The sequence below is a fragment of the Parafrankia sp. BMG5.11 genome (assembly GCF_004337455.1).
In genome coordinates, this window is sequence record NZ_SJXI01000060.1 from 20,350 (window position 1) to 33,198 (window position 12,849).

The following is a 12,849-nucleotide window of genomic DNA, read 5'->3' on the forward strand; positions in this document are numbered from 1 at the left end:
GCGGTGGAGGCGGTGGGCCGATCAGGTCGTGCCGAGCGTGGTCGCGGCCGTGGCCGTCGTCGCGGCAGTCGTCCTCGCCGCCGTCCGGGGGCCCGAACCGCCGGGCGTGATCGCCGCGCTGCTGAGCACCGGCTGGCTGGCGGTGACCGTGGCCGCGGCGCGCGCGGGTCGTCCCGGCCTCGCCCGGGGTGCCGCCGTGGTCACCGCGCTCCAGACGGCGGTCGTCGCGATGCCTGCCTTCGGCCCACTGGTCGTCGTCGCCTGGACCTGGGTCCTGCTGGCCGTCCCACACGGAAGGCTGGCGAGCACCAGCCGGCGGGCGATCGGTGCTCTCCTCGTCGCCGGCGCGCTCAGTTGGTCGGCCGCGCTGGCCACCGCCGGCCTCGACACAGCCGCTCCCGCTGGTGCCCTTACCGGGGCGATGGCCGGCTGCGCGGCGCTGACCGGCTTCGTCGGCGCGGCCCGCGCGGACCAGCAGGCGCGCTGGACGCTGCTGTGGGCAGCCGCCGGGGGGCTGATCGCGGTCGCCTGCGCCGGCGTCGCCGGTGCCCTTCTCCTCCTGGTCGGCACCCCAACACAGCCGATGTTGCCGGCCCTGGCCGGCATGCTGGCGCTTCCGCTCGGTCTCGCCGCAGGTATCTGGCCGCGAACGGCAGAGCTGGCCCCCCGGGCGCTGACCGGGGCACTCGTCGTCGCCGGGCTGACCGTACTTGCCGACATCGTCTACCTGGTCACCGTGATCGGTATGGGCCACCGGCCGGTCGGCGGCGAGCGGACCGTTCTCGGGCTGTCCCTGCTAGCGGCCCTGGTGACAGCGGCACTCGCCTGGCCGGCCCGGGCCCGCCTGGTCGACGCCGCCGAACGGGCCCTGCACAGCGCGAGACCGTCCCCACAGGAACTGCTCACCACCTTCAGCGCCCGGATGACCAGAGCGGTCCCCATGGACGAGCTGCTGCTCCAGCTCGCCGAGCTGTTACGGGCCACGCTGGGGCCGGCAGGAGCCGAGGTGTGGACCGGGACGGAGGGAATCCTGGCCAGGACGGTCTCGGTGCCAGAACGGCCGCCGGCAGCCATCGAGCTCAGCGAACAGCAGCGGACCGTGGTGGCCCAGGCCCGGGCCGCGGGTACCAGATGGCTCGCGATCTGGATTCCCGGCCTGCTCACCGGTCCGGCCAGCACGGCCGGTTCCACCAGTGCCGGTGCGGCCGGTGCCACTGGTACGGCCGAGCCCGCCCCGAGGCAGTCCGGCGTCACCGCGCCGGCCGACAGCGCGGGCGCCGGCGTCGAGCTGGTGCGAGCGGCGCCCGTCACACACTTCGGGGAGCTGCTGGGCCTGCTGGTGGTCCGGCGGCCGCCGACCGGACCCCCGTTCACCGCCCAGGACGACCGCATCCTCGCCGAACTCGCCCGTCCGGTGGGCCTGGCCCTGCACAACATCAGCCTGGACACGGCCCTGCAGACGTCCCTGGCGCAGTTGCAGGAGCGTAACGCCGAGCTGCAGGCATCCCGAGCGCGAATCATCGGCGCCGCCGACGCCTCCCGCCGGCAGATCGAGCGGGACCTGCACGACGGTGCCCAGCAGCATCTCTTCGGCATCTCGGTGAAGCTCGGCATGGCCGAGCAGATCATCGCCGCCGACCCGGCCGCGACCGGACCGCTTCTGGCGGAGCTGCGCAGTGACGTGCAGGCGGCGACCGCGGCGCTGCGTGAACTGGCACACGGCATCTACCCACCGCTACTACGCGACCACGGCCTCGCGCCGGCGTTGCGTGCGGCCGCGGCCCGCTGCCCCCTGGAATGCTCGGTGGAGGTGACCACCGCGCGGTATCCGTCCGCCGTGGAGGCCGCCCTCTACTTCTGCTGTGTCGAAGCGTTGCAGAATGCCGGCAAGCATGCCGGGCCGGACGCGCGGGTCCAGGTGCGGGTGGATGCCGACGGCGAGGATCTCCGGTTCTCGGTATCCGACGACGGCGCAGGTTTCGACCAGACAGCCGTCAGCGGCCACGGCTTCGTCAACATGCAGGACCGACTGGGGGCGATCGGTGGCACGGTGGAGGTGGTCTCCACACCCGGCGCCGGGACCACCGTGCGCGGCCTCATCCCCCGGGCGAACCCCGAAGGTATGACCCGCGTTGCCCGGGCAGAAGGCGAACGTCCAGGCGGGTAGGGGTCCGGCCGCCTCAGCTCCGGCGACTGAGCTCCAGCAGGATCGCGGGCGTGAGATCATCCTTGCGGATGTAGCCGGCGGCACCGCAGTCGTCAGCCCCCGGCGGCAAGTCCTCGACGGCATAGCTCGACATGAGCAGCACATTCACCGTCGGATCGCCTGCGATGATCCGCCTGGTCGCCTCGATCCCGTTGATACCGGGCAGATAGACGTCCATCAGCACGACAGCCGGCCGGATCTGCCGGGCGAGGATGACGCCTTCCTCGCCAGACGCCGCCTCGGCCACCACCCGCCAGCCGGGTACCACCCCAACCAGGGCGCACGTAATTCCCCGGAACAGCTCCTGGTCGTCGACGACGAGCACCGCGACCGCGCCGCCCTCGCCGTTCACTGCCATGCGTCCGATGGTGCCGGTCGGGTCCGCCCCGGAACAAGGGTGCTGGCACGACTCCGGCGGAGGGCCAGGATAGAGCCATAGCCCAGGTACCGATTCAGGACGCCGTTTCAGGGCCCGGCGTCCTGCTGCTCCGCAAGGTAGATGAGGACAGCCTTGACCCGCCGGTTGATATCCGGCTCGGTGGTCAGCCCGAGCTTCGCGAAGAGGGCGTTGATGTGTTTCTCCACAGCCCTTTCACTAAGAAAGATCGCGGCGCCGACCGCGGCGTTGTTCTTTCCCTGCGCGATCCGGGACAGGACCTCCCGTTCCCGCGGGCTGAGCGAGGCCAGCACCGATGCGCGGGTGGACGTCCGGGCCGTGACCAGCGCCTCCACCACCACCGGGTCCACCACCGAGCGACCGGCGGCGACCGCGCGCACCGCATCGGCCAGGTGCTGCGGCTCGCCGACCCTGTCCTTCAGCAGGTACGCCCGGCCCGCGCTGCCCCGTTCGAACAGGCTCAACGCATACTCCGGGCTCGTGTACTGGGAGAGCACCACCACCCCGACCCGGGGGTGGCTGGATCTCAGGAGGGAAGCCGCACGGATGCCTTCGTCCGTGCCGGTCGGTGGCATTCGCACATCTGTCACCACGGCGTCCGGCCGCTCAGCCTCCACCGTGGCGAGAAGCCCCTCCAGATCGCCACAGGACCCGACGACGGTAATGTCGGCCTGAAGATCCAGAAGTCGGCGCACACCCTCACGCATCAGCAGGGAGTCGTCGGCCAGGACAACACGTAACGCCACCCCACCAGCTTAGTGATGCGACCCCCCCGATGCCTGGTCATCCGGCCACCCACCCTCAGCGGCTGGGAACGTCTGCGTGCCATGCGCCGCCGGCGCGACGAGCCGCCACCGCGTCGGCGGTCCTCCACGAAACCGCGCTTATGCGCCATCCCCGGCGAGGTGGTGGAAGCCAGAAATCCGGGTGGTAGCACCCGGACCGTTTGACCGACAGGCACCCCTGGGCGGTGCCTGTCGCGTTCCGTAACGTCACTCGCTGCTCCAGCAGTCGCCGATGTGCAGTCAGGGAATGAGCGGGGAAGCCCGATGCTGGGTACCGAGTACATTGTGGTAGCGGTCGTCCTGCGGCTTGCGGCGGGTGTGAGTTATCTGGCGATGACCTGGCGGGGAACGGCCCGGCCGAATCCGGTCAGCTGGCTGTGCTGGGGCGCGACGCCGCTCGTCGCGTTTGCTGCGCAAATTCAGGACGGGGTGACCTCGGCGTCCTGGGTTACGCTGTCACTCGGCGTCGGCCCGCTGCTGGTCTTCGCGGTCTCGGTCGGGAGAAACACCGCCTGGCGGGCAGGTCGGACCGATATGATGTGCGGTGGATGCGCGGCGTTGGGAATTGTTCTCTGGCAGGTCGCCGACAACCCCGGCCCGGCGCTCACCCTGAGCATCCTGGCCGATATTCTCGGCAGCATCCCGACGCTTGCGAAAGTGTATTACGAGCCCCACTCAGAAAAAGCATCACCCTACCTGATGAGCCTGCTGGGCATGGTGGTTACACTACTGACGCTCGATGGCTGGGAATACTTTGACTACGCTTTCCCGCTCTACATGCTGCTCATCAATCTGAGCATCTTCGGCCTGATCGTGACACGCTCGGTGCAGCTACGCCGCCCGGCGCCCGGCCCGCTCGAACCGCAACCATCGAACCTGGTAGGCATGCCCAGGCAGCCGGCTCGGGCCGGGCAGGCACACCACGGAACATGCCCGAGCGGGGGCTGTTGGTCCCCGCCGGACCGGTTGCCATCACGTTCGCGACACCGGCGGCCCAGTCAAGGCCGGCTTCGTCCTGCTTTTCGGCAAGGTCAAAGACGGGGCGACCGCAACCGCCGCCGGCATCAAGATCGGAACGACCGACCTGGACCCACCGGCATCGTCGCCGCGGTGCACCCGTCGTTGCCAGTGGGAGAGATCCCACACCTGGAACATTCTCGACGTCCGGCGCCTTCGCCGATTCCGGCGCTTTCTCGAACGCCGGTTTCACCTTCGGTGCGACCGAGGCACCAAATTTCGTGATCGTCCACCTGGCGCAGCGATTCGAGGGCGCGCTTGGAACGTTCACGCTTGACCTGCCTCAACTGGTTCCCCCGGACGCGCCGATGCGCGGTTCGCGGGTGGGACGTTGGCGGCTGCGGTTTCCGACGGCGCCAGGTCTGGTCGGGGGCGGGCGCGGTGAGCCCGCCTGGCTCGATCGCGAGCTGGCCCTGGTCGGTCGACTCCGACAGTGGTGGACCGCCGACCACGTCACCGGGTTGGATGCGGTCGACCCCATCCGGAGGCTATCGGGGAGGCCGGACGGCTCGCTTCAGGCGGGGCCTTTCGGATGAGGTCGTCTTCTCGTCCAGATACTCATGCTGCGGCTGTGTCGACGGTTCGACCGTGGACGAATCGACACGCATCCGCGTTTCAGGAGGCGGCACGGACGGGTGGGGCAGCGGTAGCTGCTGGGGCAGCCAGTCGGGCCCCGTCTTGCTCGGGTTCTTCATCGGGTCATACATCTGCTGCCCGGTGGCCTCGCTGATCATCTCGCGCACCCGGTTCTCGACGAGGTTCCCGAACCGGGTGGGGTTCCCGCCGCTTTGCTGGCGCATCGCGTCGAGCTCGGCCTGGGACAGCCGGCCGATGGGTTGGGAGTACACCTCCCGCTGGTAGCTGTTGACCTCCCGGACGGTCAGCCGGACCTCGCCCGTGCCGCGGTCGTAGGTGGCGACGCCCATGAGCCCCTGTTTCTCGGCCGCTGAGCCAATCGCCGCGTAGCCCGTTCGGTTCGGCTCACCGAGCTGCCGCCAGCCGCCGGACTCACCACCCACCGGCTTGATCTCGGCGACATCGATCATCGGAGCGCGTGGCCGGGCCGCGTCCACGGCGGGCGCCGCGCCGCCGGCCAAGCCGCCGGCAGCGGTCTTCGGCGCCTTGGCGCCGTTGGCTCCGGCCTTGGGTGCTTCGTTCCCTCGCACCTCGCCCTTGGGTACCTCGCCCCTGGGCGCCCCAGTCCCGGGCTTCTCGACCGTCGGGGAACGCTTCCGCAGCCCGGCCAGATCGCGAATACCATCGATAATTTCGACGATATTGACAACCTCTTCGACAAAATCCCGAACGAACTTCGCCGCTTCAACCGCCGCGGTATGACTGTCGCCCCGCTCATGGGCCTCGTAGGCATTTTCGAGGTGCTTCTCGGCCTGCGCGAAGGGGGCGTACTTCACACCTTGTTCCGCGGCGTCCCTGAGCGCCTCGTCGGTGCCGACGCCCTGGCTCTTCTCCGCCACGAAGGTGCTCACCGCCTCGATACCTACCGGATAGAGTTGCGCATACACTTCGCGCAGCTCGTTGTACAGCTCCTTCTTGCCGTCAGATTGCTGTGCCGGGTCCCCGAACACCACGTCCCACTCGGCATTCATGATGGATGCCGAATGCTTGACGATCTCCACGGTCTCCTTCAGTCCAGGGTAGGCGATCGCGGGTATCGCCTTCTCGAGAACCTCGTTGAGGGTCTCGACTGTTGGATTTGACCCGATCTTCCGATCGGCCTGCCGCGCGGCCTCCCCAATCTCCGCCGCCTTTTTCTCGACCGTGTCCATGACCGCCAAGGCCTTCTTCTCGACGGCACTGACCGCCTCGTGCGTCATCTTTTCGGCGAAGGCTTCGGCCTCCCGAATCTTTGCCGCTGCCGCGCTGTCGAGAGCTCTCCCGAGCTCCTTCGCCATGTCGAGCTGTGAAATCGGCGCGGTCGCCGCCCGGGCCAAAGAGTCATCGCCCTTTGCCTCCAAGGAACCGCTTCGCTGGCTGCCGCCGTCCGGGGCCGGGGCGCGGCCGGCCTCGGGCCGCGCGTCAGTCTGGCCGGGCTCAGGGCGAGCGAAGTCCGCCGAGAGACTCTGCTCGACCTTCGGCAGGTGCTCGTCTCGCTGGGTGACGCCGCTCCGGTCGGGCCCATGCGCATTGTCGCGACTCTCAATGCGGCTCTCGGCACTGTGGCTCGCGGCCTGGCTGGCCGCGGAGGAATGCTCCATTTCGAGTCCGTCCACCGGATACCCCTATCCGCTGTACGGAGCGCGGTCGTCGGACCTGGAACTCGTCTCCGTACTGATGTCGCGTCGAGCAGCCCGCATCACAGACCGGCCTCAGCCATCACGCGGGCGAGAATCCGGCGGCTCGTTCTCGGCAGTTTCCGGCGGTCGCCGGCGAGCATCTGTTGCTCGAAGCAGACGCACACGCGGCGGACCGCGAGTTCGACGTCGCGGGCCACCTCCGCGGGCGTCTCCGAATCGGGGAACTCGACCAGCTCGTACGCGGCGTCCTGGCAGACCTCCCAGGTCTGCTGGGCGCGGCTGTCGCCGGAGGCCGTGTCGTTCTCGTCGGCCGTGCGCCACGGGGCCTGGTACCGCCCACTGGCCACCAGGTCCGCGACGGCCGAACGGTAGAGGCACAGCGGCGGCTCCTGGGCACAGACCAGCTCGCAGACGGGGTATGGGGAGAACTCGCGGGCGTCCAGCCGGTGCACCGTCCCGCGAAATGCCGCCGCCAGCTCGCTGGCGTGCGGGTTCCCGGCCAGTCTGGCGAGCAGCAGCTCGCGGAGGCGGTCACGGAACTCGGCCGTGTCGGCGTACGACCACCCGCCCTGGATGCCACGGCGGGTGGCGAGCCAGTCCGATCCGTGCCCGAGATAGGCCCGGGACAGGTCGTCCGGCTGGACGGTGACCGGTCGCTGCGCCCGCAGCACGAGAAGCAGGTCGTCCCAGAGCCGTTCGAGCGCATCCGGCCGGGTGGTGAGAGAGAGCACCAGCCTGCTCAGGGTCCGCCGCGCGGATTCGTCGTCCGAGATCCGCCGCGCCGCCTCGCACGCCGCCGGGGTCGCGCAGGTCGACGCGCAGAAGGGCTGTGGGAGGAAGAGGTCGTCGAACGAGCCCGCGGCCCGCCACCGTCGCATGTGCTCGGCCACCCGGGTGTCGGACGGTGGAGCGGCGGAGATCGCGTCCTTGACGAGGGGAACCCGCACCAGCAGAGGTGCGTCGTCGCCGCCGCTGAAGACCACCGCCTCTCCCACGTCGAGCGAGGTCAGGGCGGACGACTGCCGCTCGTCCATCGCCATGGCGCCGGACAGCGCCGCCCGGTCGTCCGCCGCGACGGTCCGATGCGCGATCTTGAGATTCGTGTTCTTGATGACGTCGGGGGCGAGCCGGACCGGCGCCTGGTCGACGATCACGACACCCTGGCCATAGGCGCGGATCTCCGACAACAGATGGGAGAACGTCTGGACGGCCCTGCCCCGCGGGTTCGCCGTCTCCTCGGAGGCCGGCGTCGCCACGTTGGCCAGCAGCCGATGGGCTTCCTCGATGACGAGCAGGTGCACGAGGTCCGCCGACTGCCCCTGTGCCCGCCGGTGCTCGGCGAGCCGGATGAGCAGCAGTCCGATGAGGAAGGCCCGGTCCCCCTCGTCACCGAGCGCCTCGAGCTCGACGACGGTCGGCATGCCGAACAGTTCCCGCGCCGGCAGCGACCGGACGACGTCCAGCATCGCGCCCTTGGCACCTTGGCGCAGCGAGTCGAGCCGGGTGACGAGAGCGGCCGTCAGATCTCCGGTGACCTTCTGGTCGTAGCCGAGCGTCCTGATCACGTATTCGCTCTTCGCGATCAGGTCGGACAGCGTGGGGAAGGCGGCGGCCCTGTCCAGATCCGCCGCCTGGCGGCCGTCGGGCGCGCCGAGCCGCGCGTTGGTGTTCGTCCGCAGGTCCCACCCCCGGTCGACATAGACGTCGTGGAGGCAACGTTCCAGAATCTGCGGCAGGGGCGTCCACATGCCGAACGCCGCGGTGAAGACCGCCCGCAGCAGGTTGAGGTGCTCGCTCACCGACGTTCCCACGGGCACCTCGAACGGGTTGAGCACGAACGGTCCAACAGTCGGGTCGCCCGCGGTGAACACACGCATCCGCGGGCCCAGTGCCGGATGGTCGATGAGTGCCCGATACTCGGCCTTCGCCGGCTCGATCAGCAGGAACGGGACGTCGTGCGCCGTGGCCGCCAGCAGCAGCGACATGATCGTGTTGGTCTTGCCGGATCCGGTCAGACCAGCGACGAAGGCGTGGCGCGTCAGGGAGCGACGGGACACCTTGTACGTCCCGGCCGTCGGACGACGGTGTTGCAGTACGCGACCGACCAGCAGACCCTCGTCGCCTTCGACCGCCGGTCGCGCCACCACGTCGAACCGAGCGGCAACGTCGACCGAGAAACCGGGCGTCTCGATCTCTGGAAGGTGTGCGCACGCCGCGAGCTGGGCTGTCGAGAGAAAGGTCTGGCATTCGAACGGACGTCGGTAGAGTCCAGGCGGGTTGTCGCCCGGCTGGTTCGGCATCGCCCAGGCCGTGACCAGCTCGCCGACCTGGTCACGGTCGAACACCCGGACCGGTTCGGGCAACGAGCGCTCGCCACACATGACGCTGCGCCATGCCGCAGCCAGCCGCGGATAGCTCTCGTGATCGCCACCGAGGTATACGGCGGTGCGCCACGCCCCGACGGCAAGACCTTCTCCCGCGGAACGGAGCACCGCCCTCAGGAACTCCACGTACTGCGCGGTCAGCGGGCTGGGCGCGCGCGCGTCCTGGGCTGCCGACTCGACCGCGCGCATCTCGTTGAGGACCATGTTCCGGATGTTGCCGACCGTCTCCTCGCCGAGGGGATACGCGAGCACGAGAGCGCCCCAGTGAGCGCCACTCATCGAACGGATCACCCGGTCCATCGGCGCGGCCCCGTCGTGCTGGTCGACTCCCGCCGGCGCGGGGACTCCGAGTGCCATGCCGGACAGCGGCCAACGAGGTGGCAGAACGGCGGCGCTCTCCACGTCGACGATGGGATACAGGCCCCTCAGGACGGACTCGACCACGCCGATCCGACGATCCTGGATGGCGCCCGAGCCGGCCTTCGTCGACCAGGTCCCCATCTGGACGGACACCCCGTCAGGCGCGCCGAGCACCTGCAGGGCGAACGGGATGCGGTATCCGTAGAGGCCGGTGATCAGCTCCGTGGTAGGGGACCGCCACCGTTCGCCGTCCGCTGCCACCGTCGCGCGGCGGAGCTTCTCCGTCCTGCCCACGCCTCGCACCCGAAGCAGTCGACGCGCACCGGGCACAGCCTCCGTCCACGGCGCTCCGAGGAACGTCGGCCCGGGACCGCAACGCTGCAAGTAGTCCATTCGCACCGTGGTGACGGATGCTGTGGACATCGTTCCACCGTCCTCTTCCACGTTTTCGGCAGCCGACCGCGCCAGCTGTTCACGCCGACTACTGGACCTCGGCGCCGGTCGAAGCGTTAATGACTTTCTTCGCTATCAAGGCCCCGTGCTTCCAGCGCCCGGAGACCTCGACCTCGTCGCCGTCGCTGAGCCGCCCGGTCCGGTGCCGGTAGTAGTCGACATTGACCTCGACCGGGGGCATCCGGTTACCCATGGCGTCGTATCGTTCGACACGAAATCTCAGGACGCCATCGGTCTCGGACACGCCCCGGGCGACCCCGCGGACCTTGTCGTTGCCACGCCTGGCCTGCTGGTCGACGGGCTGTGCACGCTCACCTGGCTGCAGCAGGCGCTGCAGCCAGTCGGACGCTGCGTCGAACGCGCTCGCCGGTCCCGCCGTGCTTTCGGGTGCCGCCTGCCCGGGAACCTGAGGCGGCGGCCGCCACGGCAGCGGCTGGGCCCGCTTCGACGTGGAAGGTGCCGCCTGGGAGGAGACTGTCGGCACGAATTCGGCGTCCATGTCTTCGGTGACGTCGAGGTATTTGCCCGGCTGCGGGCCGACGTCCTGGCTGTCGGTACTACCGTCGGCGCGGAACGTCAGCCGCGCCCGGCCGACCCGGATCGAATCACCCGACACGAGCAGCTGCGGCGCGCTGATCGTCCGCCTGTTGACACGTACGCCGCGGGCGGGATCCAGGTCGCGGATCAGCCAGCCCTCAGCACGCCGCTCAATCTCCGCGTGTCGACCGGAGACGGTCCCGTCGCCGGGGAACGCCAGGTCGTTGCCGTGGTCCCGGCCGAGCGTGAAGGGACTGCGCGACACCGCGATCGCCAGGAGTTGGCCCCCCTGGGACAACTCCAGGAACACCTTGTTCACGGTTACCTCCGACAATTGGCCAAGATCGGCCCACCGGGTCAGCTACTACCTGCTCGCCGATCCAAATTCGACACCGTAGTGGACGGTTCGGCAGCCATCCATGAATTTCCGGCGACGCTGTAAATGTCGACTGGACGACAGCGACGGAAAACCGGTTCGGGCGGCTGGGCGGCGCCGGGCGACCGTCGCGGTCAGCCGACGACAGCGCCGGCGAAGATCCCCGCCAGGACGAAGAGCATGAACAGGGCGAAGAACGTCAGGCCGGCCGCGGTCACCACCTTTTCCGAGGCGGCAGAACCGTGGATCCGCGCTCCGGTGGAAAGGTTGGTGGTATTCTTCGCCAGCAGCGTTCCACGAGACCAGCGGCCGGAGACTTCGTCGCCGTCGTCGAGCTGACCGCTCTGGTAGTGGGTGAACTCCGCACCGACCGGGCGCAGCCGGTTGCCCATGGCGTCATATCGCTCGATGCGGAACGACAGAACGGCACCTTTCCCCGTCTGGAGGACCTGAACGTACCGGGCGGTACCGCGGATATCGCCCTCGGCGCCGTCCCGGTCGGGCACGGAGTGACTGCGCGACACCGCGATCACCCGTGCTCACCATGGGAGAGTTCCCGAAACATCTTGTCCACGCATACCTCCGACCAGCCGGCCAGGATCGGCGCACCCGCCTCTAGTAGACGGTTCGCGCCCGCCCATCGTTCCTACTGGGAAAACTATCGGCCGATCCCGCCGAGGGGCAGGGTGCAGGCCGCACGTTTCCGGGAGTGCTGGCACCCCAGACCGCCGCTAGCCGACGGAAAAGCATATCGGGACCAGCAGTCGCCTCACTCGTAATGCGACGCCACCTCCATCGCGGGCCAGCCCTATGCGGGCTCCCACTGATGATCACCCGCCTGCGGTCCGCCCTTCGCCAAGACTCGACCGTTCGCCAACTCTGTGGTGAAGCCCAGGTGGTCAGGTCATGAGGCAAGAGCCGTGTTCAGAAACTCCCACCGCACGTGTCACTGGGAACGCGTGTCCGGGCTGTCGACAGCCAAATGACCGAAAGCGTCGCTCCAGGCCGCATACCACTGGCGGAACCATGGATGGGACTGCGCGAGCGGGACGACAGAGCGCACCGTCTCCTGGTAGTACGAACGACGTTTCTCCGGCCGAGGATGTGCGTCCAGCCGCTGCACGTTGCTCAGCCGGTCCGCCAGCTTCACCAACAGTGCATCATCCGGAGCGCTAAGCAACCGTGTCAGATATGCCACCCGCACCTCCTCACGTGTCTGGCCCTCCGACGGTGCGGGCTTGGTCACCCAGTCGACCAAGCCCGCGACGCGGTCACCGAAGCGCTCGCGCACATCCTCCAGCGAGCACTCCGTGTCCTCGACCACATCGTGGAGCACGGCCGCGCGCAACACGTCGATGTCAGTCGTTCCGATCGCCTCCACCAACACACACACGACCTCAAGCAGATGCTCGGCATAAGGCTCACCCGCCGGCCGAGTCTGGTCCCCGTGCCACCGAACAGCGAAGGCGACCGCATCATCCAGCGAGGCTAGATCCTGTTCCGCAATGCGCCTGGCCAATCGCTCACGCACGGACGGCCAACCGGCCGCCGCCTCGAACACCTGCAACATGCCCCGAGCTCCCTTCACGTGCCACAGCGACCGGCAAGCAGAACGCCCTCGCACACGATCACATCAGGACACTACTAGTGATCCACGACATGCCCGTGCCTGCTGAAAGGTGGGGTCTGACCAGGGCAAGCCGGACGGCGGCGTACGGCTGGGGTCCGACTGCTGCGATCGAAACTCGCAGCTCACACGAGATTCCGCAGGCTACCGGCCGCCGAATCGGATTGAAGCATGGCGCCCGTTGGTGGTGTCCGGAGAGATCGGAATTTTGGCTGCCTCGGGTTTGAAGGTGACTCCGGGACGGATGGGCGCTGGTAGGCGGGCCGGTCATGCCGCTTGATGGTCAAAGAGGCTCGGCTGTCCGGCCTTCCACGGATTTCGTTGGGAAGCCGACCCGTACCGCAGGCGCCTCCGACGCCGAGGAACGGAAGCGGCGCGGCAGCTCTGCTTTTCCCTGCTGCCGCTGGTACAGCGACCCGACGTGGAACGCTGTGTCTCGACGTCAGGGGCCA

The 12,849-nt window shown here is 68.8% G+C and carries 9 protein-coding genes; 2 read left to right on the forward strand and 7 right to left on the reverse strand.

Going from position 1 to position 12,849, the window contains the following annotated elements; all coding sequences use genetic code 11:
- Positions 1-28 precede the first annotated feature (28 nt).
- Entirely contained in the window at positions 29-2,167 is a 2,139-nt protein-coding gene (locus E0504_RS34685) for a GAF domain-containing sensor histidine kinase (RefSeq protein WP_112107544.1), read from the forward strand.
- 13 nt (positions 2,168-2,180) lie between these two features.
- Here the strand turns inward: E0504_RS34685 and E0504_RS34690 are convergent, their stop codons facing one another.
- Both E0504_RS34690 and E0504_RS34695 read right to left on the reverse strand, forming a co-directional pair.
- Positions 2,181-2,564, reverse strand: a complete 384-nt coding sequence (locus tag E0504_RS34690) for a response regulator transcription factor (RefSeq protein ID WP_112107545.1) — start codon at positions 2,562-2,564, stop codon at positions 2,181-2,183.
- A 107-nt stretch (positions 2,565-2,671) separates the two neighbouring features.
- On the reverse strand, positions 2,672-3,349 hold the full coding sequence (locus E0504_RS34695) for a response regulator transcription factor (protein WP_112107546.1): 678 nt from the start codon (positions 3,347-3,349) through the stop codon (positions 2,672-2,674).
- Between the two features lie 303 nt (positions 3,350-3,652).
- Between E0504_RS34695 and E0504_RS34700 the strand changes: the two genes are divergently transcribed.
- A complete protein-coding gene (locus E0504_RS34700; RefSeq protein WP_131626638.1) occupies positions 3,653-4,630 on the forward strand; it encodes a hypothetical protein in 978 nt (325 codons plus the stop codon).
- A 263-nt stretch (positions 4,631-4,893) separates the two neighbouring features.
- Here the strand turns inward: E0504_RS34700 and E0504_RS34705 are convergent, their stop codons facing one another.
- From E0504_RS34705 to E0504_RS34730, 5 genes are all read right to left on the reverse strand, one after another.
- Positions 4,894-6,636 carry a hypothetical protein gene (locus E0504_RS34705; RefSeq protein WP_112107547.1) on the reverse strand — a complete coding sequence of 581 codons (1,743 nt, stop codon included), beginning with the start codon at positions 6,634-6,636 and terminating at the stop codon, positions 4,894-4,896.
- A gap of 83 nt (positions 6,637-6,719) precedes the next feature.
- Positions 6,720-9,698 (reverse strand): ATP-binding protein, encoded by a 2,979-nt coding sequence (locus tag E0504_RS34710; protein WP_243657756.1) that lies wholly within the window; start codon positions 9,696-9,698, stop codon positions 6,720-6,722.
- Positions 9,699-9,885: 187 nt separating this feature from the next.
- The gene (locus E0504_RS34715) at positions 9,886-10,713 is read right to left on the reverse strand and encodes an FHA domain-containing protein (protein WP_131626639.1); all 828 of its coding nucleotides are present in this window, start codon (positions 10,711-10,713) and stop codon (positions 9,886-9,888) included.
- A 191-nt stretch (positions 10,714-10,904) separates the two neighbouring features.
- Positions 10,905-11,303: a hypothetical protein gene (locus E0504_RS50690; RefSeq protein WP_165938702.1), complete on the reverse strand. Its 399-nt coding sequence runs from the start codon at positions 11,301-11,303 to the stop codon at positions 10,905-10,907.
- Between the two features lie 413 nt (positions 11,304-11,716).
- Entirely contained in the window at positions 11,717-12,340 is a 624-nt protein-coding gene (locus tag E0504_RS34730; protein ID WP_112107552.1) for an HD domain-containing protein, read from the reverse strand.
- Between the last annotated feature and the right edge of the window lie 509 nt (positions 12,341-12,849).